This is a genomic window from Phenylobacterium sp., from assembly GCF_044236515.1.
In the GTDB taxonomy this organism is placed as follows: domain Bacteria; phylum Pseudomonadota; class Alphaproteobacteria; order Caulobacterales; family Caulobacteraceae; genus Phenylobacterium.
In genome coordinates, this window is the sequence record NZ_JBIIGK010000044.1 from 1 (window position 1) to 21,012 (window position 21,012).

At 69.2% G+C, this 21,012-nt stretch carries 20 protein-coding genes and 1 pseudogene; 9 read left to right on the top strand and 12 right to left on the bottom strand.

All coding sequences use genetic code 11. The features are described 5' to 3' along the window. Positions 1-169, bottom strand: a pseudogene (locus ACILRF_RS06900) (S-(hydroxymethyl)glutathione dehydrogenase); the annotation flags it as partial. A 103-nt stretch (positions 170-272) separates the two neighbouring features. Between ACILRF_RS06900 and ACILRF_RS06905 the strand changes: the two are divergent. Further along, positions 273-500 carry a sulfurtransferase TusA family protein gene (locus ACILRF_RS06905; RefSeq protein WP_395671544.1) on the top strand — a complete coding sequence of 76 codons (228 nt, stop codon included), beginning with the start codon at positions 273-275 and terminating at the stop codon, positions 498-500. Here the strand turns inward: ACILRF_RS06905 and ACILRF_RS06910 are convergent. Further along, complete coding sequence (locus tag ACILRF_RS06910; protein WP_395671545.1) at positions 497-1,066, bottom strand: alpha-ketoglutarate-dependent dioxygenase AlkB; 570 nt, start codon at positions 1,064-1,066, stop codon at positions 497-499. The genes ACILRF_RS06905 and ACILRF_RS06910 overlap by 4 nt on opposite strands. A gap of 132 nt (positions 1,067-1,198) precedes the next feature. Here ACILRF_RS06910 and ACILRF_RS06915 point away from each other — a divergent pair, with 132 nt between their 5' ends. Genes ACILRF_RS06915 through ACILRF_RS06925 form a run of 3 tightly spaced genes read left to right on the top strand, consistent with a single transcriptional unit; the run spans position 1,199 to position 2,289 of the window. Next, a complete protein-coding gene (locus ACILRF_RS06915; protein WP_395671546.1) occupies positions 1,199-1,408 on the top strand; it encodes a DUF2061 domain-containing protein in 210 nt (69 codons plus the stop codon). Positions 1,409-1,430: 22 nt separating this feature from the next. Beyond that, on the top strand, positions 1,431-1,910 hold the full coding sequence (locus ACILRF_RS06920) for a Dps family protein (protein WP_395671547.1): 480 nt from the start codon (positions 1,431-1,433) through the stop codon (positions 1,908-1,910). A 1-nt stretch (position 1,911) separates the two neighbouring features. Beyond that, the gene (locus ACILRF_RS06925; protein ID WP_395671548.1) at positions 1,912-2,289 is read left to right on the top strand and encodes a hypothetical protein; all 378 of its coding nucleotides are present in this window, start codon (positions 1,912-1,914) and stop codon (positions 2,287-2,289) included. Here the strand turns inward: ACILRF_RS06925 and ACILRF_RS06930 are convergent. From ACILRF_RS06930 to ACILRF_RS06945, 4 genes are all read right to left on the bottom strand, one after another. Continuing rightward, on the bottom strand, positions 2,280-2,579 hold the full coding sequence (locus tag ACILRF_RS06930) for a glycine zipper 2TM domain-containing protein (RefSeq protein WP_395671549.1): 300 nt from the start codon (positions 2,577-2,579) through the stop codon (positions 2,280-2,282). The genes ACILRF_RS06925 and ACILRF_RS06930 overlap by 10 nt on opposite strands. A 96-nt stretch (positions 2,580-2,675) precedes the next feature. After that, entirely contained in the window at positions 2,676-3,632 is a 957-nt protein-coding gene (locus ACILRF_RS06935) for a polysaccharide deacetylase (RefSeq protein WP_395671550.1), read from the bottom strand. A 26-nt stretch (positions 3,633-3,658) separates the two neighbouring features. Further along, positions 3,659-4,846 carry a serine hydrolase domain-containing protein gene (locus ACILRF_RS06940; RefSeq protein WP_395671551.1) on the bottom strand — a complete coding sequence of 396 codons (1,188 nt, stop codon included), beginning with the start codon at positions 4,844-4,846 and terminating at the stop codon, positions 3,659-3,661. A gap of 32 nt (positions 4,847-4,878) precedes the next feature. Next, positions 4,879-5,802, bottom strand: a complete 924-nt coding sequence (locus ACILRF_RS06945) for a YihY/virulence factor BrkB family protein (protein ID WP_395671552.1) — start codon at positions 5,800-5,802, stop codon at positions 4,879-4,881. A 374-nt stretch (positions 5,803-6,176) separates the two neighbouring features. Here ACILRF_RS06945 and ACILRF_RS06950 point away from each other — a divergent pair, with 374 nt between their 5' ends. Continuing rightward, positions 6,177-7,508 (top strand): diguanylate cyclase domain-containing protein, encoded by a 1,332-nt coding sequence (locus tag ACILRF_RS06950; RefSeq protein WP_395671553.1) that lies wholly within the window; start codon positions 6,177-6,179, stop codon positions 7,506-7,508. Positions 7,509-7,541: 33 nt separating this feature from the next. Here the strand turns inward: ACILRF_RS06950 and mfd are convergent, their stop codons facing one another. Next, complete coding sequence (gene mfd / locus ACILRF_RS06955) at positions 7,542-11,036, bottom strand: transcription-repair coupling factor (RefSeq protein ID WP_395671554.1); 3,495 nt, start codon at positions 11,034-11,036, stop codon at positions 7,542-7,544. After that, positions 11,026-11,352, bottom strand: a complete 327-nt coding sequence (locus tag ACILRF_RS06960) for a succinate dehydrogenase assembly factor 2 (protein ID WP_395671555.1) — start codon at positions 11,350-11,352, stop codon at positions 11,026-11,028. The genes mfd and ACILRF_RS06960 overlap by 11 nt, the downstream gene beginning before the upstream one ends. 26 nt (positions 11,353-11,378) lie before the next feature. Here ACILRF_RS06960 and recG point away from each other — a divergent pair, with 26 nt between their 5' ends. Then, positions 11,379-13,454, top strand: a complete 2,076-nt coding sequence (recG, locus tag ACILRF_RS06965; protein ID WP_395671563.1) for an ATP-dependent DNA helicase RecG — start codon at positions 11,379-11,381, stop codon at positions 13,452-13,454. A 3-nt stretch (positions 13,455-13,457) separates the two neighbouring features. Here recG and ACILRF_RS06970 read toward each other — a convergent pair whose 3' ends face one another. The 4 genes from ACILRF_RS06970 to kdsA are packed head-to-tail and all read right to left on the bottom strand — an operon-like array spanning position 13,458 to position 17,924. Beyond that, positions 13,458-14,549 carry a DUF3089 domain-containing protein gene (locus tag ACILRF_RS06970; RefSeq protein ID WP_395671556.1) on the bottom strand — a complete coding sequence of 364 codons (1,092 nt, stop codon included), beginning with the start codon at positions 14,547-14,549 and terminating at the stop codon, positions 13,458-13,460. Between the two features lie 4 nt (positions 14,550-14,553). Further along, the gene (rfaD, locus tag ACILRF_RS06975) at positions 14,554-15,555 is read right to left on the bottom strand and encodes an ADP-glyceromanno-heptose 6-epimerase (RefSeq protein WP_395671557.1); all 1,002 of its coding nucleotides are present in this window, start codon (positions 15,553-15,555) and stop codon (positions 14,554-14,556) included. Further along, a complete protein-coding gene (rfaE2, locus tag ACILRF_RS06980) occupies positions 15,552-17,039 on the bottom strand; it encodes a D-glycero-beta-D-manno-heptose 1-phosphate adenylyltransferase (RefSeq protein ID WP_395671558.1) in 1,488 nt (495 codons plus the stop codon). Before rfaE2 ends, rfaD begins: the two co-directional genes overlap by 4 nt. Positions 17,040-17,072: 33 nt before the next feature. Next, on the bottom strand, positions 17,073-17,924 hold the full coding sequence (gene kdsA, locus ACILRF_RS06985; protein WP_395671559.1) for a 3-deoxy-8-phosphooctulonate synthase: 852 nt from the start codon (positions 17,922-17,924) through the stop codon (positions 17,073-17,075). 144 nt (positions 17,925-18,068) lie between these two features. Here kdsA and ACILRF_RS06990 point away from each other — a divergent pair, with 144 nt between their 5' ends. The 3 genes from ACILRF_RS06990 to ACILRF_RS07000 all read left to right on the top strand — a co-directional run. After that, positions 18,069-19,325 (top strand): class I SAM-dependent methyltransferase, encoded by a 1,257-nt coding sequence (locus ACILRF_RS06990; RefSeq protein WP_395671560.1) that lies wholly within the window; start codon positions 18,069-18,071, stop codon positions 19,323-19,325. 32 nt (positions 19,326-19,357) lie between these two features. Continuing rightward, positions 19,358-20,359 carry a cysteine synthase A gene (locus ACILRF_RS06995; protein WP_395671561.1) on the top strand — a complete coding sequence of 334 codons (1,002 nt, stop codon included), beginning with the start codon at positions 19,358-19,360 and terminating at the stop codon, positions 20,357-20,359. A 6-nt stretch (positions 20,360-20,365) separates the two neighbouring features. Then, positions 20,366-21,012, top strand: a 647-nt coding sequence (locus ACILRF_RS07000; RefSeq protein WP_395671562.1) for a sulfurtransferase, incomplete at its 3' end; no start/stop codon positions are given.

Sequence of the window (21,012 nt, forward strand, 5' to 3'; positions counted from 1 at the left end):
GGAAGATGCCCTCCGAATCGAGGCCGTCGAGCGTGTAGGCGTCAGTGTGGCAGACCCCGGTCGCCTTGATCTCCACCAGCACTTCGCCGGCCCGCGGTCCTTCGAGGTCCAGCTCGACGATCTCCAGCGGCTTCTTGGCTTCGAACGCCACGGCGGCACGGGTCTTCATGGGGGCCTCGCTACTCGGAAGGAACTGCGGGCGATATGTGCCACAGGCGGCAGCCATGTCGCGACGCTTTCCTGGTACGGGGGCGCCGTTGTATGGCCCAGCGATGCAAGACGAGATCCTGGTCGATGCGCGCGGCCATCGCTGCCCGGTGCCGACGCTCAGGCTGCGCCGGGCGCTGGAAGGCGCGCCGGCCGGGACGCGGGTGCGGCTGCTGGCCGACGACCCCCTCGCCCGCATCGACGTGCCCCACTTCGCCGGCGAGGCTGGCTTCGAGGTCTTCGAGCGCGGCGAGGACGGCGCGACCCTCAGCTTCCTGGTCGGCCGACCCTAGCGGAAGCTGCGGAACGTCAACGAGTAGCGGTGGGCGCTGACCGGCGGGATGGAGTGCTCCCACAACTGCCGCGCCTCGCCGGCGATCACATAGGCCGACCGCGGCGCAAGGGTCAGTCCCGCCCGCGCGAACCTCGTCCCCTCTCGCTTGCGCAGCCGGAACAGGCAGGGCGCCAGCAGCGACACCCCCACCACCCGGTCGAACTGCGCCCTGTCGCGATGCCAGCCGATCGGCGCGCCCGGCAGGTATTCGTTGATCAGCAGCTGCTGCAGCGCCCCCTCCGCGAGGCCGGCGAGCGCCTCGGCCCGCGCCCGCACCGCCTCCAGCCACGGCGGGATCGGCTCCGCCTCCTCGACCCGGCCGGCGGTGAAGTCGTAGCGCCAGCCGAACGAATAGACCCGCCGCCGCGCCTCGACGCCGCGGAACAGGAAGGGCGCGAACGGCAGCGCCGCCAGCTGCGCGGCGATTGCCGCTTCCTCATCGGCGCTCAGGAACTCGCGCCGATAGACGAAGCCGGGCGGCAAGCCGGCGTCGGGCTCGAACAGACTGGGCTGGGCGTGGGTCATCGGCTGCTAAACGCATGAGGGCGACGGCGGAACTGAGGTCGGCCCCGTCTCGTTTCGACAAATATCTCTGATCGACGTTTGTTTTTCCATCGACGGTAGCTATATTGCGACTCGTTCGCAACGAGGCCGGCCATGCGCACCGCCAAGAAGACCCTGAGCTATTCCCTGCTGCACCTGACCGTCGCCATCGTCGTGGCCTACGGCCTGACCCGTGATTGGCGCGCGGCCCTTGCGATCGGCCTGATCGAACCGATCTTCCAGACCATCGCATTCGCCGTGCACGAGCGCATCTGGGACCGCCGCGAGCGTCGCAACCCACCCGTCGCTTCCGCGGCCGCCTGACCAAGACGAGGGACCAATCACCATGTCGCAAGCCATCGACACCGGCATCGAGGCTCAGGACCGCAAAAGCGTCGCCGAGGGGCTCTCGCGGCTCCTGGCCGACACCTATGCGGTCTATCTGAAGACCCACGGCTACCACTGGAACGTCCGCGGCCCGAACTTCGCCTCGCTGCACGCTCTCTTCATGGAGCAGTACACCGAGATGTGGACCGCCATCGACGAGGTCGCTGAGCGGATCAAGGCGCTGGGCGCCACCGCCCCGCAGGGCTACCGCGCCTTCGCCAGCCTGTCGGGCATCGAGGACGGCGATCCCGAGCAGGACGCCAACGGCATGCTGCGCGAGCTCTCCAAGGATCACGAGACGCTGATCCGCACCGCCCGGGACATCCTGCCGGCGGCGCAGGAGGGCGGCGACGAGGTCACCACCGGACTGATCGCCGATCGCCTGACCGCTCACGAGAAGCACGCCTGGATGCTGCGCGCCAGCCTCGGGGAGCGCTGAGATGGCCGCGGGCGGGTTCGTCGGCTGGGAGCTGGACCGGGAAGACCGCCGCCAGCTCCTGGCCCGCTTCCCCGCCCGCTACGCCGAGGCCGTCGCCGACCACGTCACGCTGAAGTTCGGCGACCGCAAGGCCCAGGCGCCGACCGCCCGCGCCGGCGAGATCGTGGGCGAGGCGGACGACGGCGACGGCGTCCAGGCGATGGTGGTCCGCATCGAGGGGACCACCGACCGCCCGGACGGCTCGACCTATCACATCACCTGGTCGCTGGCGCCCGGCCGGCGGGCCAAGGAAAGCAACGACGTGATCCGCGAGACGGGCTGGCGGCCCTTCCCCGAGCCGATCCCCGTCCGCCTGACGCCGCGCGCCTATCAGCGATAGACGTAGCGGCAGTTCTTCTTCTTGGCGTTCTTCTTGGCGACCTGGTGGCCCACGACGGCCCCGACGCCGGCGCCGAGCACCGTGCCTTCGGTCCGCGCGCCGTTGCCGGCCACGGCGTTGCCCAGCAGGCCGCCGGCCACGGCGCCGACGACGGTGCCGGTGTTGGCCTTCATCTTGACGCTGTCGCAGACCAGCACGCGCCGGCTCTGCGCCTCGGCGGCGACCGGAACGGCGGCCAGGCTGACGGCGGACAGGCCCATCAGGGCGGTGGCGATGATCTGATTGCGCAAGGGGTGTCTCCTAAGGGAAGCGTGCGGACTAAACCCCCTGCCCCGGCAGACGGTTGCGCACCCACGGTCAAGCCTTGGGAGACGGATGCGGCGGCTTTAGGGCTGCGGGACGCCGTTCGCCTTGACGTAGCGCGCCAGCTCCTCGGCGGTCGTGAACCACACCCCCGACTTGGCCTGGATGTGGTCCAGCAGCTTGCGCAGGTAGATCATCCGCGACCGCCGCCCGACCACCTGCGGATGCAGGGTCAGGTGATAGACCGTGCCCTCGCGATAGGCCTCGTCGAACTCGTCCTGGAAGGTGCGGAACACCAGCTCCGGCGACGGCAGCGTGCCGAACTCGGGCAGGAACGGGGCATCGTCGAGCAGCCAGGTGATCGGCAGCTCGATCACCCCGCTGTCCTGGCCGTTGGACAGCAGCCGGTAGGGCTCGTCCATCGCCATCATGCTGCTGTCGTAGAGCAGCCCGAGCTTCTTTGCGATCTCGACCGTGTGCGGGCTGACCTCCCACGATCCGGTGCGGATCCCGACCGGCGCCTTGCCGGTCTTCTGCCGGATGTAGTCGAAGGCCTGGCGCGCCAGCCGCTCTTCCTCGGCGGCGTTGTTCAGCTTGCGCACGTCCTCGTGCACCCAGCCGTGCATCGCCACCTCATGCCGCCCCGACTTCAGGATCGAGGGCAAGGTGTCCGGCGTCAGGATGTCCGCCGCCGCCGGCACGAAGAAGGTCGCCGGCAGCCGCCGCTCGTCCAGCAGCTTCAGCACCCGCGGCAGGCCTTCCTTGGCCCCGTACTGATAGTCGGAGAGCTGGCCGTAGTTCACGATCCCGTCCGGCAGCGACCAGGTCTCGTTGTCGACGTCGAAGGTGATCAGCACCGCCACCTTCGCCCCGTTCGGCCAGGCCTTGGGCCGCAGCCGCTCGCCGGCCCGGATCGGGGCCGCCCACTGCTTGATCTGTTCGACCGTCCAGCGCGTGCCCGGCTGGCTGCGGTCCTGGGCCTGGGCGCTTCCGGCGACCAGCAAGAGCGCCGCCGCCGCGGCGCATGCCATTCGGATCATCTCATCCCTCCCCCGCCTGTTGTCCGTCAGCGCAACGCCTCGACCACCGCGCCGAAGAAGTCCGCGTCCGCCACCAGGGGGTCCTCGTCCGGCTTGGAGCGGGCGCTCCACACCACGATCACTACGTTTTCCCTGGGGTTGATGTAGATGTGCTGGCCGAAGATCCCGACCGCCTCGAAAGCTCCGGCGTGCACCGGCGCGGCCTTCGCGCCGAGCGGCCACCACATGTAGCCGTAGTCGACCGTCCGTCCCTGCAGCGTCTGCGAGGCCGAGGCGTCGTCCCGCCAGCCGGCCGGCAGCACCTGCTCGCCGCCCAAGGCGCCGTTTTCCAGGAAGAACAGGCCGAACCGGCCGTAGTCGCGAAGCGTGGCGCTGAGCCCGCTGCCGCCGACCTCCAGCCCGTTCGGCGCATCCAGCCACCAGGTGGCGTCGGACTCCATGCCGGCCTTGGTCCAGATCTTCTCCGACAGGTACTGCGCCACCGGCCGCTTGGTCGCCGCCCGGATCAGCGCCCCGACGATGTGCGTCTCGCCGGTGCTGTAGTTCCAGCGCGTGCCCGGCGGGTGCGCCCGCGGCAGGCCGGACAGCAGTTTCATCACCCCGCCCGGCTGTTGGGCGATCTGCGCGTCCAGCATACGCCGGCGGTCCGACGTCGGGTCGGTATAGGTCTCGTTCCAGCGGACGCCCGACGCCATGTGCAGAACCTGGCGGATGGTCACGCCGTCGTAGCCGCTGCCCTTCAGCTCCGGCAGGTAGGTCACGATCTGGTCATCGACGCTGCGGATATGGCCGTCGCGGATCGCCGCCCCGACCAGGGTCGAGCTGATCGACTTGACCATCGACATCGACATCCAGCGGGTCTTGGCGTCATTGCCCCCCTGATAGAGCTCCAGCGCCGTCCGGCCGTTCTTCAGAACCAGCAGTCCGGTCACCCGGTTGTGCGAGACGTAGTCATAGAGGTCGTATGGCTTGTCCCCGGACTTGAAGCTGACGTCCGAGATCTGCCGCGTATGCGGCGGCAGCGGCCGGGCCTTGGGCCCCGCTTTCACCACTCGGGTCGGGAACAGCTTGTCGATGTTGCGGAAGGTCTGGACCTGCTGATCGGGCAACACCTTGCCGCTGTAGATCTGCCGGACGGGCGCGATCGCCTCAGACTTCGGCGCCGCCGCGCCGAGCCCTAGGGCGCCGGCGACCAAGAGAACCCGAAACAGCATCCAACCTCCCAGAAATCACGCCTATAGCGTGATCACAGCGGAGGTCGGTCGGCAAGTCCGCGCATGTGCGCCTGTTCATCGAGGGCGATCTCCGCCTCGGTGGCCAGCGCGCCGCCGAAGAAGATCGCGTTCACGTTCCACGACAGCCAGATCAGGAAGATCACCACCGTCGCCACCGAGCCGTAGGTCGCGCCGAGGTGCGCGATCTGTTCGACGTAGATGCCGAGGCCCCAGGAGGCGAAGATGCAGAGCCCGGCCGCCGCCAGTCCGCCCAACGCCGAGGCCCGCCACCCCACCGGCTCGCGCGACATGGCGTAGCGGTAGATGAAGCTCATCCCCAGCCACATGCCGGCGCTGGCCCAGGTCCATTCGCTGTACAGCCAAAGGGCCCCGCGCAGCGGCCGCAGCTCGAAGGCGTCGCCGAGGATGCGGAAGCCGAAGAAGGCCAGCGACAGCATCGCCAGGCCGAAGAAGGTCGCCACCAGCACCGCCAGCGCCAGCAGGTTGAAGCCGACGAAGCCGCGCGGCTTGTCCTCGTCGTGGATGAACGACAGGCCGGCCAGCAGGGCCTTGAACCCACGATGCGCCGCATAGCCGCCGATCAGCAGGGCGACGCCGCTTTGCACCGACACCGCGCCCGTCGGCGCGTGCGACAGGCGCATCAGTTCGCTCTGGAAGATCACCCGCGCGGCGTGCGGCAGGATTCGCGCCGCCGCCTCGGCCTGCCGCGCCGCCTGGGTCGGATCGGACAGCAGGCTGTAGAGCCCCATGCTGATCGCCAGCGCGGGGAAGATCGCCAGCATCATGAAGAACGAAACGCCGCCGGTGTAGAGCATGACGTCGCGGCCCCACAGCCGGGCCAGCGCACGGATGAATGTCGAGAACCAGAGGCGAGGCCAGTCGAGCAGATCGCGATCCGCCGCGCTCGGGCGGCCAAGGCGGCGACGCATCGTCATCGGCGGAAAGTGGTCGCCGCTCACGAGTCGGGCAACCCACAACTGGGAGAGGCCCAAATGGAAACGGCGCGCCACCGGGTTGAGGGGTGACGCGCCGCCGATGGGCGTGTCGTTCCATCGGGTTGTCCGCCGCTTCGAGGGACGGGAGAGCGCGACGACCAACCTGAGAACCGTTTTGATCCTCCGCGGCTGAACCCAAGCTGAACGCCGACTTCAGGATTCGCCGCAGGGTTGAGGCCGCGACCCTTGGTCGCCCGGTGAAGTTTGTTCAGGCGTGGGGCATGGTTAAGCGGCTGGGCCGGCGATTGTTTCTGTTCGCCACGGGGCGATTCCGTGTTTAGCACGGCTCTCGGATCCACTCAGGGATGGGAGCGATGGCGACAGGCGTCCAGGCCCGGGTCCTGATCGTGGCGCGCGACGATCTGCTGGCGGGCCCGCTTGCGGACGGTCTCGACCGCCTCGGCTGGCGGACGATCACCGCCCGCGGCCCCTATGCGGCCGTCGCCAGCCTGACCGACCTGCAGATCGAGGCGGCGATCGTCGACCTGCGCCATGGCGGCGAGGAGACGCTGGGGCTTGCCCGCCGGCTGAAGGCGGCCTGCGCGCCGCGGCGACTGCCGGTCATCGGCATCGGCGGCCCGGATCCGGCCCTGGCGACCCATGGCTTCGACCTGACCCTCGCGGCCCCGCTGCATCCTGCCCAGGCGGCGATGCGGCTGGAGACCCTCGTCCGCATCGCCGTCGCCGAGGAAGAATACGAACTTCGTCACGAGACCTTCTCCGCCCACGGCCACCGGATGCAGATGCCGGAAGCGGACGTCAGCCCGTTCCGCGTTCTGGCGGTCGGCGAGCCGGCGCCGCAGTTCCTGGCGTTGGCGAACGCCCTGAAAGCGGCCGGGGCCGACGTCGTCGGGGCGTTCACCGCCTACACCGCCTTCGACTACCTGCATGAACGGGCTTTCGACGCCGTGGTCCTGTGGGCCGGCGAGGCGCCGCAGGAGGCGATGTCGATCGCCGCCGGCCTGCGGCGCAACACCCGGCTCTTCCACACGCCCGCCCTCCTCTACATGCAGCGCGAAGCGGCGGTGACGATCTCGGAGGCCTATCATCGCGGCATCTCCGATGTCGCCTCGCCCGAGACGCCCGAGGACGAGACCGCCTGGCGCATCGTGGAGCTGGCGCGCAGCTACCGTCGCGGCGTCCTCGCCCGCCAGGCGCTGGAGCGGGTGCGCGGCTCGGGCCTGATGGACCCGGCCACCGGCCTCTTCACCCGCGATCTGTTCGCCGCTCACCTGGCGCGCCTCGCCCAGGCCTCGCGGGTCCGCAACCGCCCGCTCAGCGTCTGCGTGCTCAAGGTCGCCGACCGGCCGGACGTGCGCGAGGCCCGCGCCGGCGGCTGGCTCGACCGGGCCATGCCGCAGATCGGCTCGATGATCGGCCGCTTGGTCCGTGTCGAGGACACCGCCGCCCGTCTCGCGCCGGAGGTCTTCGCCCTCGCCCTGCCCGCCACCGCCCATGCCGCCGCCCGCGCGGCCGGCGAGCGCATCGGCGCGGTCATGGCCTGCACCGCCTTCCAGGCTGGCGAAGGCAAGCCGCCCTTCGTCGTCGAATTCGACGTCGGCGTCGCGGAAGTCGGCGGTCCCGACACCGTCGGCCAGGCCCTCGAGGAAGCCGCCGGTCAAGCCGCGAAACGCCTCGCCGGGTGATCGTTTTGCTTTCCCGTTTTACGGGAAAGCAAATCAGCCGTGCGCCAGCCTCGACAGTTCGCTGAGCACCTTCTCCGCTGCGCCGAGCCGCTGTTCCGGCGTCTCCCACTCGCCCTTCACCACCACCTTGTGGTCGGGCCGCAGTTTCCAGGCGACCTGGTTCTTGCCGACGAACTGCACGAGGCCGAGCGGGTTGGGGAACTCATCGCCGCGGAAGCTGACCACGGCGCCCTTGGGACCGACGTCGATCTTGGCGACATTGGCCTCGCGGCACATGCCTTTGATCCCGACGACCTTCAGCAGCTGGCCCGCCTCCGGCGGCAGCGGCCCGAAGCGGTCGATCAGCTCGGCGGCCAACGCTTCACGCTCGTCCGCCTTCTCGGCGTCGGAAAGCCGCCGATAGAGCGACAGGCGAACGTTGAGGTCGGGCACGTATTCTTCGGGGATCAGCACCGCCGCGCCGGTGTTGATCTGCGGCGACCAGCCCCGGTCGGGGACCAGCCCCTCGGCGCCGGCCAGGGTCTTCAGCTCGTTGACCGCGTCCTCCAGCATCTGCTGGTACAGCTCGACGCCGATCTCGCGGATGTGGCCCGATTGCTCGTCGCCGAGCAGGTTGCCGCCGCCGCGGATGTCGAGGTCGTGGCTGGCGAGCTGGAAGCCCGCGCCGAGGCTGTCCAGCGACTGCAGCACCTTCAGCCGCTTCTCGGCCGACAGGGTGATCTGCTTCTGGGCCGGCGTCGTCAGATAGGCATAGGCCCGCGCCTTGGACCGCCCCACCCGTCCGCGCAGCTGGTAGAGCTGCGCCAGGCCGAACATGTCCGCCCGGTGGATGACCATGGTGTTAGCGGTCGGGATATCGAGGCCGCTTTCGACGATGGTGGTCGACAGCAGCACGTCGTACTGGCCGTCGTAGAAGGCGCTCATCACCTCTTCGAGCTGGGTCGGCGCCATCTGGCCATGGCCGACGACGAATTTCACCTCCGGGACCTGCTCGCGCAGGAACCGCTCCAGCTCCGGCAGGTCGCTGATGCGCGGGGCGACGTAATAGGCTTGGCCGCCGCGGTACTTCTCGCGCAGCAGCGCCTCGCGGATGACCACCGGGTCCCAGGGGGTGATGTAGGTTCGCACCGCCAGCCGGTCGACCGGCGGCGTGGCGATGATCGACATCTCGCGGATGCCCGATAGCGACATCTGCAGCGTACGGGGAATTGGCGTCGCCGTGAGGGTCAGCATGTGCACGTCGGCGCGAAGCTCCTTCAGCTTCTCCTTGTGCTTGACCCCGAAGTGCTGCTCCTCGTCGACGATCACCAGGCCAAGGTCCTTGAACCCGACTTGCTTGGACAGCACCGCATGGGTGCCGACGACGATCTCGACTTCGCCGTTCTTGAGGCCCTCGCGGGTCTCGTTGGCTTCCTTGGCGGTGACCAGCCGCGACAGCCGCCGAACCTTGACCGGCCAGCCCTCGAAGCGCTCGGAGAAGGTCTTGTAGTGCTGGCGCGCCAGCAGGGTCGTCGGCGCGACGACCGCCACCTGCTGGCCGCTCATGGCCACGACGAAGGCCGCCCGCAGGGCGACCTCGGTCTTTCCGAAGCCGACGTCGCCGCAGATCAGCCGGTCCATCGGCCGGCCGGCGCCGAGGTCTTCCAGCACGTCGCCGATGGCCGCCAGCTGGTCGTCGGTCTCCTCGTAGGGGAAGCGGGCGCAGAACTCGTCGAACACCCCGTGCGGCGGCTCGACCGCGTCGGTCTGCTTCGTCGCGCGTTCGGCGGCGATGCGGATGAGGCCGGCGGCCATCTCGCGCAGCCGCTCCTTGGCCTTCGCGCGCCGCGCCTGCCAGGCCGCGCCGCCGAGACGGTCGAGCTGCACGCCCTCGCTCTCCGCCCCATAGCGGGTCAGAAGGTCGATGTTTTCCACCGGCAGATAAAGCTTGGCCTCGCCGCCGTACTGCAGCTCCAGGGTGTCGTGCGGCGCACCCTGGACGTCGAGGGTTTTCAGCCCGTCATACCGGCCGATGCCGTGATCGATATGGACGACCAGGTCGCCGGGTGTCAGGGACGAGGCCTCCGCCAGGAAGTTCGACGCCCGCCGCTTGCGCCGCGGCCGCGCCAGCCGGTCGCCGAGGATGTCGGTCTCGGAGATCACCACCAGGGAGTCGGTCTCGAAACCCGCCTCCAGCGGCAGCACCACCCGCTGCGGCCGCTTCGGGTCCGCCGCCTTCGCCGCGTCCCAGTAGAGCGCGAAGGGAACGTTCTTCAGTCCATGGTCGGCCAGCATCGAGCCGAGGCGGTCGGATGAGCCTTCGGACCAGGAGGCGAACAGCACCCGCTTGCCGGCCGAAGACAGCGCTTTGGCGTGGTCGGCGGTGGCCTCGAACAGATTGACCGAGTCCATCTTCCGCTCGGCCGAGAAGTTGCGTCCGGCCCCCGCCCCCATGTCGATGACGACATCGCCCTCGGCCTCGTTGAAGGCGGAGAACCGGCGGTTGGGGCGCGTCGCGACCTTCTCGTTCCACTCGTCCTCGTCGAGGTAGAGTCTTGTCGGCTCCAACGGGTGGTACTGAACCTTGCGCTCGGTCGCGGAGCGGGAGTCGTAGGCGTCGCGGATCAGCGCCAGTCGCTCGTCCCGCGCCTCGCGGGCCAGATGGTCGAGCGCCACGAGGCTGTCGTTGGGCAGATAGTCGAACAGCGTCGCCATCGAGGGGTAGAACAGCGGCAGGAAGTGCTCCATGCCGGCCCGCCTTCCACCCTCGGAGACAGCGGCGTAGAGCGGGTCGTCGCCCGGCGCGCCGAACGTCTCCAGGTAACCGGTGCGGAACCGGCTGATGGCGTCGGCGTCGAGCAGGGCCTCGCTCACCGGCTGGAGGCTGATTTCCTTGAGCTGCTTTGTCGACCGCTGGGTCTCGGGATCGAAGGCCCGGATGCTCTCCAGCGTGTCGCCGAACAGGTCCAGCCGCACCGGCTCGTCCGCGGACGGCGGGAAGACGTCGATCACCCCGCCGCGGATGGCGAACTCGCCGCGCTCCGACACCGTCGAGGCCCGCTGGTAGCCGTTGATGGCGAAATAGGCTTCGAGATCGGCGATCTCGACGCTGTTGCCGGTCTTGGCCGCGTAGCTGGCCCGCTTGACCGTCTTGATCGGCGGAACCCGCTGCAGCAGCGCCGGGACCGAGGTGACCAGCAGCACCGGCGTCTTGGCGTCGAGGCCCTGCACCAGGCGCCACAGCGTCGTCATCCGCTGTGCCGAAACCCCGGCCGACGGGCCGATCCGGTCGTAGGGCAAGCAGTCCCAGGCAGGGAATCTCAGCACTTCGACGTTGGTGGCGAAGAACCGGAAGGCGTCGGCGAAGGCCGAGACCCGCGTCCCGTCCCGGGCCACGAAGACGCTGAGCCCCTTCCGCGCCTTGACCACGTCGGCCATGACCATGGCGTCGAAGCCTTCAGGCGCGCCGACCAGGTCCAGCCGGCCTGGATCGTCGGCCACGCGGCGCAGCTGGGCCGCCGTCGCCGGGCGGGAACCGTCAGCTGCCATTGTTGTCTCCGCGCGCGCTGTGAACTTCCGACCGGAACGCCTTGATCCGGCTCATGATGTCGTCATCGAACTCGGGGGGGATCGGCAGGGTTCCGACGATCCAGGCGTAGAGATCCTGATCGGGCTGCTCGAGCAGCCGCTCGAAGCGGTCGAGCTCATCGGCCGAGAAGACCGCGACATGCCGGTCCGCGAACGGCCCCAAAATGAGGTCCGCTTCCCTGAAGCCGCGCCGCCAGGCCCGGAACTTCAGCTTCTTCAGCCGTGCATCGCCATCAGTGTTCATCAGGAGGTCGCGGATATAGAGCGCGCATGACACCGGCGCCAGTCGCTATGCTCGCAAGCATGCGGCCGGAGATTCTGTTCCCGCTCTTCGCACCTGTGACCGCGCTGAAAGGCGTGGGGCCGCGGGTTGCGCCGCTGCTGGAGCGGCTGGCTGGCCCCCTGGTCCGCGACGTCCTTTGGCTGCAGCCGCACTCGTTGATCGTCCGCACCCCGGCCGTGCTCTCGGCCGCGGTCGACGGCCAGGTCATGACCTTCGAGGTCGTTGTCGATCAGCACGAGCGGCCGCGCAGCTCCGCTCAGCCGTGGCGCATGCGCGTCTCCGATCCGACCGGCTTCATGACCCTGGTGTTTTTCGGCCGCTTCGCTGACCAGCTCGAAAAGAAGCATCCGCCCGGCAGCCGGCGGATCGTGTCGGGAAAGGTCGAGGACCAGAAGTTCGGCCGCCAGATGGTCCATCCCGACTACCTCATCGAGCCCGGCAAGGCCGACGAGATCCCGGAGCTGGAGCCGGTCTACCCGGCGACCGAGGGCCTGCCGCCCCGCCGCGTCCGCGGCTTCGCCTTGGAGGCTCTAGACCGCGCCCCGAACCTGCCGGAGTGGCAGGATCCCGCCTGGCTCGCCCGCGAGCGCTTCCCCTCCTGGCGGGACGCGCTCGCCCGCCTGCACGCCCCCCAGGGCGAGGCCGATCTCTCCCCGCTCGCCCCGCACCGCCGCCGGCTGGCCTACGACGAGCTGCTGGCCCAGCAACTGGCGATGGCCCAGCGCAAGGCCGAGCGCCGCCGCGAGCCGGCCGCCCGCATCGCCGCGAGCGACATCGCCGCCGCCCTGCAACGTGACCTGCCCTTCGCCTTCACCGGCGCCCAGGCTCGCTGTCTGGCCGAGATCCGCGACGACTTCTCCGCCGGCGAGCGGATGAGCCGGCTGCTCCAGGGCGACGTCGGCTCGGGCAAGACCGTCGTCGCCATGTGCGCCATGGCCGACGTGGCCGCCGGCGGCGGCCAGAGTGCGCTGATGGCGCCGACCGAGATCCTCGCGCGCCAGCACTTCGAGACCCTGCAGGGCCCCCTCATCGCCCAGGGCGTCGGCGTGATCCTGCTGACCGGCCGCGACAAGGGCGCCGCCCGCGCCGAGAAGCTCCGCGCCCTCGCCTCCGGCGCCGTTCAGGTCGCGGTGGGCACCCACGCGCTCTTCCAGGACGACGTCGCCTTCCACCGCCTGCAGCTGGCCGTCATCGACGAGCAGCACCGCTTCGGCGTCGCCGAGCGTCAGCGCCTTCAGGCCAAGGGCCAGGCGACGCACCTGCTGGCCATGTCCGCGACGCCGATCCCCCGTACGCTGGAGCTTACCCTCTACGGCGATCTCGACGTCAGTCGCATCGACGAGAAGCCGCCGGGCCGCACCCCGGTCGCCACCCGGACCGTGCCGAAGACTCGCATCGGCGACGTCGAGGCTCGCCTGCGCGACGCCGTCGCCGCCGGAGCCCAGGCCTTCTGGATCTGCCCGCTGGTCTCCGATTCCGAGCTCGTCGACCTCAAGGCCGCCGAAACCCGCGCCGCCGAGCTGCGCGAGCGCATCGGCCCCAGTGTGGGCCTCGTCCACGGCAAGATGCCGCCCGCCGAGAAAGACGCCGTGATGGCCGACTTCGCCGAGGGCCGCCTCGCCGTCCTCGTCGCCACCACCGTCGTCGAGGTCGGCGTCAACGTCCCCAACGCCACCATCATGGTCATCGAGCAGGCCGAACGCTTCGGCCTCGCCCAACTCCACCAGCTGCGCGGCCGGGTCGGCCGCGGCCTGCGCGAGAGCGCTTGCGTCCTCCTCTACGACCCGCCGCTCTCCGAGGCCGGCCAAAAGCGGCTGGACGTCCTGCGCCGCACCGATGACGGTTTCGTGATCGCCGAAACCGACCTCGAACTGCGTGGCGGCGGCGACGCCCTGGGCCTTCGCCAGTCCGGCCTGCCGGACTATGTCTTCGCCGATCCCTTCGTGCATCACGAACAGATCGCCGCCGCCGGCGCCGACGCGCAGCTGATCGTTGCTCGCGACCCGGAGCTGACCTCCCCCCGCGGCCAGGCCCTCCGAGTGCTGCAGGAACTCTTCGACTGGAAAGCCGGCCTCGCCCTCAAGACCGCCGGCTAGCGCTCAGGTCGGCGGCTGAGCCCGCCAAGCCGCCAGCCGCCCCGCCGCATCCGCTTCGAGGTCCGCGTAGAACAGGTTGAACCCCGGCGCCTTGCGTCGGTCGGCCCAGGACCCCGACCGCCGCAGCGACGAGGACTTCGGATGCGACACCCGCAGGACGCCGGCCTGGCACTGCGCTGAGACCTGCCGCGCCATGAACGCCGGACGAGCGCCCCACTCCAGGCCCGTCGCATTCGCCGCACCCTTGTGGAGCCGAGCCGGCGCCGCCGCCTCGGTCACTTCGCCCAGGATCGGGTTGAAGCAGAGCGCCGGCCGCCCCGCCAGGTTGGTGAGGTCGCCGCTGGGCGTCCAGATCAGCGCCCGGTCCAGCAGCACCTGCGCGCGATCCGGCCGCGAGGTCTCGACGCTCGTGAAGGCCGCGAGGCAGCCGACCTGCGCCTGCGACCGGCAAGGCGGGGCCGGCGGCGCATCGGCCGGCGCCACGGTTTCGATCAGGTACGCGGCCACCATCCGACGGCGAACGGCCGGTTGCGCCATGACGTCGGCCGCCAGCAACCGCGCGGCCAGAAAGCCGCCCTGCTCCACCCCGACCAGGATGAACGGTCGCTCGCCGCTCTGCGAAAGATAGGTCCGGAACGCCGCCGCCACATCGCCATAGGCGAACCGCCGCGCCTCGCGGGCGTCCTCGCGCAGGGTCAGGAGGCTGTAGAGGCTCGCCTGGCGGTACTTCGGGGCATAGATCCTGCCGATGCGCACAAAGGGTCCGGCGTAGTTCGGCGCCATGGTCCGTCGGAACACGCGCGCAGCCCGCGCGTCGTTCAGCGGCGCGTTCCAGTGCTCGCCGCCGTCATAGGTGGTCGGTCCGACGAAGAAGACGTCCGCGCTTCCAGCCGCGCCGCCATTTGGCGCCAGCGCCCAGTTTTCCCGGCGGGTGTAGTCGGGCGCCGGTGGCGGATCGTAGGTCTGGAACGGGACCTTGGGATCGAGCGCCGTGCGCCGCAGATCCTCCCAGAACACTCCCGCGGCGGCGACCAGCAGCACTGCGAGCCCCCCCAGGCTCGCGACCAGCCAACGGGTGCGCCGCGGCAGTCCCATAAGCTTATCGATAAGGGTCGGCCTGGGAGAGGAAGCGACCGACATAGTCGCCGATCCCTTCCTCCAGCGGCGTCATCGGCTTCGGATACCCGGCCGCCATCAGCCGATCCATCTTGGCCTCCGTAAAATACTGGTACTTGTCGCGGATGGCGGGCGGCATCGGCGTGTACTCGATCTGCGGCGCCTTGCCGGCCGCCTCAAAGACAAGCCGCGCCATCGCCTCGAACGAGCGCGCGTGGCCCGAGCCCAGATTGTAGACGCCGCTGACCTGCGGGTTCTCGAACAGCCATCGGGTCACGTCGGCGGCATCGCGGACATAAACGAAGTCCCGCGTCTGGCCGCCGTCCGGCACGTCCGGCCGATAGCTCTTGAAGAGCTGCACGGCGTGGCCCTCACGCACCTTCGGCCAGATCTGCGCGGCGACCGACTTCATCGCGTTCTTATGGTCTTCGTTCGGTCCGTAAACGTTGAAGAACTTGAGGCCCGTCCACTGTGGCGGCGCATACCCCCGCGCAGCCTGACGCGCTGCGAAAAGGTCGAACAGCGCCTTCGACCAGCCGTAGGTGTTCAGCGGGCGCAGCTTCGCCAGCGCTTCATAGCTGTCATCGTCGCCAAATCCATTGTCGCCGGCCCCGTATGTGGCGGCCGACGAGGCGTAAACCAGGCGACGCTGTCGGTCGGCGCACCAGCGGAACAGGTCGCGGCTTAGCGTGAAGTTGGCGTGGATGATCTTGTCGGCGTCGTGCTCGGTCGTCGACGACACCGCCGCCATGTGGACGACGAGTTCGACGTCGCGCCAGCGCCTCTCGAGCCAATCGAACATGGCGTCCGGGGCTACGAAATCGCCAATGGGATGCTTGGCGATATTGCGCCACTTGCCGAGTTCGGCCTCACGCAGGCGATCGCAGACCACTACGTCGAGGTCGCGATCCTCAGCCAGCTTGGCGACGATGTTGGAGCCGATGAAGCCGGCCCCGCCGGTGACGAAGACGACGCGGCGGGTCATGACTGGGCCTCCTCGGCCTGTTCCTTCCGGGCCATGCGCGAGATGGCGGCCGTGGTCGAATAGCCCTCGACAATCGGCGCCAGCTTCACCTCGCCGCCCCACGATTTGACGAGGTCTCCGCCGACCACCTCATCTTCGGAATAGTCGGCGCCCTTGATCAGCACGTCCGGCCGCGCCGCCTCGATCAGTTGGATCGGCGTGGCCTCCTCGAACGGCGCCACGAGATCGACGCCGCCGAGGCCGGCCAGCACCAAGGCGCGACTTTCGAGGTCGTTCACCGGCCGCCCCTCGCCCTTGAGGGCCCGGACCGAGGCGTCGGAGTTCAGTCCGACGATCAGCCGGTCGCACCACGACCGCGCCTGGGCCAGATAGGCCACGTGACCCTTGTGCAGGATGTCGAAACAGCCGTTGGTGAAACCGATCCGCAGACCCTTGGCTCGCCAGCGCGCCACCTCGTCGACCATCCGCTGGACGGTGGCGATCTTGGCCTCGGCCGGCGCAAGGTGCGCGGTGATCGCGGCCTCGACGAGTTCCTCGGGACTGACCGTGGCTGTCCCGACCTTGCCCACGGCCACGCCCGCGGCCAGTTGGGCGAAGCCGATCGCCTCCTCGAGGCTCGCCTCAGCAGCCAAGGCCAGCCCTAGCGCCGCCAGTGTGGTGTCGCCGGCGCCAGAGACGTCGAACACCTCGCGCGAGATCGTCGGGAAGTGTCGCACCGCCTCGCCCCGAACCGCCAGCGAGATGCCCTTCGCAGCGCGGGTCACGAGGACGGCCCGGGCCTCCCACAAGGTGAGGGCTCGGCCCAGAGCCGCCTCGACTTCAGCATCCGAGCCGGTCGGCATGTCTGTGGCATGAGCCAATTCCAGGGCGTTCGGTTTGATCAGGTCCACGGCCCCGTACCGGGCGAAAGACCGCGCCTTGGAATCCACCACCACCTTCGCGCCGGTGGCGCGGGCGGTCTCCAGGCAGGCGGCGATCAGGCCGTCGGTGACCACGCCCTTGCCGTAGTCGGACAGCAGGATCACTCCGGCCCCGTCGGTGACGTCACGAAGGGTGCGCACCAGCCGTTGTTCGCAATCGCCCGAGATCGCGCGACTTTCCTCCAGGTCGACCCGCAGGAGCTGTTGCTGACCCGAGACATAACGGGTCTTTAGCGTCGTCGGCCGGCCGGGGTCGGGTAGCAGATATCCTTCGACGCCGACTTCCGCCACGACCAGCCGCATGGCCTCGTGGCCCTCGGCGTCGCCGCCAACGACGCCGATCAGCGCCACTGAACCGCCCAGAGCCGCGACGTTGCGCGCCACATTGCCCGCGGCCCCCAGCATCACGCTTTCGTGGGTGCGGGCCAGCACCGGGATTGGGGCCTCGGGCGAGATACGGCTCACCGTTCCATAGACGAAGCGGTCGACCATCACGTCGCCCACACAAACGACCCGGCGTCCGGGCGCGAGGCCCAGGAGATGCTGGAGTGGCGCGAGATCCATCAGTCTAGCCTGTGCGGCCGTGCGTGCGGGCGGTCAAGCCACCGCGGCGCGCACCGCCTTCAAGGTGGAAAGCAAGGCTCTGGCCCCGTCGAGCGGCAGACAGCTGGGGGCGTCGCACAGCGCCCTGTCGGGATCGGGGTGGAATTCGAGGAAGACGCCGTCGGCGCCGGCCGCAACGGCGGACTTGGCGATGACCGCCACGCCGTCCCGCCGGCCGCCCGTGGAGGCGCCGCCGGTGCGCGGATCGGCGCCAGGAAGCTGCACCGCATGGGTGGCGTCGATGGTCACGGGCGCGCCGAGCTTCTTCATCTCGGCAAGACCCAGCATGTCGACGACGAGGTTATTGTATCCGAACGACACGCCGCGCTCGCATAGCACAGTGAATTCGGCGCCTTCCGCGGCTTCTTTGACCTTATCGAGGATGTTCTTGGCGTCCCAGGGGGCGAGGAACTGCCCCTTCTTGACGTGCAGCCAGCCGCCGGCGGCCTTCGTCGCGCGAGCCGCGGCGACAACGAGGTCGGTCTGGCGGCACAGAAAGGCCGGGATCTGGACCAGGTCGGCGACGGCCGCGACCGCCTCGGCCTCCTCGGGTGCATGGATGTCGGTGGCGATGGGAACGTTCAGCTCCGCCTTCACCTTGGCGAGAATCGCGAGCCCCTTTTCCAGCCCCGGGCCGCGATAGCTCTTGATCGAGGAACGGTTGGCCTTGTCGTAGCTGGCCTTGAACACGTAGGGCAGCGAGAGTTCGCCGCAGATCGCCTTCAGCGTCCTGCCGACCTCCAACGCCAGCCCTTCGTCCTCAAGGACGTTGAGTCCGGCGATGACGAGCAGCGGCTGGCCGTCGCCGATGGCGAGGTCCCAGCGGTCCAGCTTCAGCAAGGCCATGGAGGCTCCTTCAGGCGGGCGAGGTCGCCCGCTAAGTGGCGCGCGCCGCCTGGCTTCACAAGGGGATTTCAGCTCCGGCGTCCGGGGTACCGCGTTCGGCGATCGGTGTTATGGTTATGCTCTGCGGTCTGCCGGAGCGACGACATGAGCCTCGCCCAGGATGCCTCCCTCACCGCCCTCGCGGCGGATGCGCGGGCGTTTCGCCGGCACCCGGAATTGGCCGGCGCCCCGCCCCCGTTTCGCCTTGCTTTGCGAATGATGGCGCGCGGCTGGCGCTGCGGGCGCCTCGAGCTTGTCGTGCCCTCGGGGCGCAAACTCAGCCTGGTCGGCGCGGACGCGGGGCCGTCAGGGCGTCTGGTCGTGCGCGACTATCGGTTCATGCGACGGGTGCTAGCGAGCGGCGACATCGGGCTCGCCGATGGCTTCATGGCCGGGGAGTGGGAATCGCCGGACCTGCCGGGGTTGCTCACCGTCCTTGCCTTGAATTTCGAGCGCATGCCCCGCGTCGCACGCGGCAACCGTTTAGCCCGACTGGCCAATCGCATACTCCACGCGTTCAAGGCCAACAGCCGTTCGGGGGCGCGGCGCAACATCCATGCCCACTACGACCTCGGCAACGCCTTCTACGGCCGGTGGCTCGATCCCGGCATGACCTACTCCTCCGCCTGCTACGCCTTCCCTGGCCAGCCATTGCCGGAGGCTCAGGAGAACAAGTACCGGCTCCTCGCCGAGCGGATGCGTCTTGAACCGGAGCACCGCGTTCTTGAAATCGGCTGCGGGTGGGGCGGCTTCGCCGAGTATGCGGCCGGGACGATCGGCGCCCGCGTCACTGGCATCACCATCTCTCGCGAACAGTACGACTTCGCGCGCCGACGGATTTTCGAGAAAGGGCTCGCCGAACGGGCCGACATCCGGCTGATCGATTATCGTGACATCAGCGGCCTCTTCGAGCGGGTCGCCTCGATCGAGATGTTCGAAGCGGTGGGCGAGAAATACTGGCCGGCCTATTTCGAGAAGATCCGCGACAGCCTGACGCCCGGCGGCCTCGCGGGCCTGCAGATCATCACCATCCGCGACGACATGTTCGCGCGCTATCGCCAGCGCGCCGACTTCATCCAGAAGTACATCTTTCCCGGCGGCATGTTGCCGTCGGAGGCGCGTCTGAGGGCCGCGACCCAGAGGGCCGGATTGCTCTGGGAGGGCGCGGCGGGGTTCGGCTCGCATTACGCGGACACCCTGGCCGCTTGGACCCGCCGTTTCGAGGCGGCCTGGGAGGAGATCCGTGGCGAGGGCTTCGACGAGCGATTCCGCCGGCTCTGGGGGTTCTATCTCGGGTATTGCGAGGCGGGATTTCGTACTGGCCGCACCGACGTCATGCAGATCGGTCTAAGCCGCGCCTAGCCTACGTCCGCCGGGCCGCTTAAGTAGCGGCCATGCAAGTCGCCAGAAGCGTCCTCGACGCCATTGGAAACACGCCGCTGATCCGCCTCGCCCGCGCAAGCGAAGCCACCGGCTGTGAGATCCTCGCCAAGGCCGAATTCATGAACCCCGGCCAGTCGGTCAAGGACCGCGCGGCGCTCTACATCATCCGTGACGCCGAGCTGTCCGGCCGGCTGAAGCCCGGCGGCCGGATCGTCGAGGGCACGGCCGGCAACACCGGCATCGGCCTGGGCATGGTCGGCAAGGCGCTGGGCTATCGCTGCACCATCGTCATCCCACGCACCCAAAGCCAGGAGAAGAAGGACGCGATCCGGCTCTACGGAGCCGAGCTCGTCGAAGTCGACGCCGTCCCCTACTCAAATCCCGACAACTACGTCCGCTACTCAGGCCGGCTGGCCGAGGAGCTCGCCGCCAAGGAACCAGGCGGCGCGGTGTGGGCCAACCAGTTCGACAATGTCGCCAACCGCGAAGCCCACGTTCAGGGGACGGGCCCCGAGATCTGGGCCCAGACCGACGGCAAGGTTGACGGTTTCATCTGCGCCGTCGGTTCCGGCGGCACCCTGGCGGGGGTCGCCCAGGCGCTGCGGGCGAAGAAGCCGAACGTGAAGATCGGCATCGCCGACCCGCACGGCGCCTCGCTCTATTCGTACTACACCGATGGCGAACTGCGGGCCGAAGGGACCTCGATCAGCGAGGGTATCGGCCAGGGCCGCATCACCGCCAATCTCGAAGGCCTCAAGATCGACCGCGCCTATCGCATCTCCGACGAAGAGATGCTGCTGGCGATCTATGATCTCGCCCAGTACGAGGGCCTGGTGATGGGCGGCTCGACCGGCGTCAACGTCGCCGGCGCCATCCGCATGGCCAAGGACATGGGATCCGGCCACACCATCGTGACGGTGCTGTGCGACCATGGCCAACGCTATCAATCGAAGATCTACAACCCGGCCTTCCTGAGCGAGAAAGGCCTGCCGATCCCCCACTGGCTGGAATAGGGGCAAATGGCCGACCCTTTGGTCTCCACCGCCTGGCTGGCAGCGCACCTGGGCGACGCCGATGTCCAGGTCATCGACGCCACCTGGTTCATGCCGGGCGAGGGCCGCGGCGAGGACAGCTACGCCGCGGGTCACATCCCCGGCGCGGTGTTCTTCGACATCGACGCGGTCTCCGATCCGGACACTGCCCTGCCCCACATGCTGGCGTCGCCTGAGGCCTTCGCGGAGGCGGCTGGCCTGCTCGGCCTGCGCCGCGAGGCGACGATCGTCGTCTATGACGCCCAGGGGATCTTTTCCGCCCCGCGCGCCTGGTGGAATCTCAGGGTGATGGGCTTTCCGAACGTGCGCGTTCTGAATGGCGGCTTGAAGAAGTGGCTCGCCGAAGGCCGGCCGGTGGAGACCGCCACGCCCGCCGTCGCGCCGAGCCGCCTGCCGCCGGCCTACCATCCCGAGCTCGTCCGCGACCTCGCGGCGGTGAAATCGGCGCTGGCCGACGCCAGCGCCCAGCTGGTCGACGCCCGGGCCGCCGCTCGCTTCCGCGGCGAGGCGCCGGAGCCCCGCGCCGGTTTGAGGTCTGGCCACATGCCGGGCGCCCGCAACCTGCCCTGGTCGGGGCTGGTGACGGCCGAAGGAACGCTCGAAGACGAGGCTGG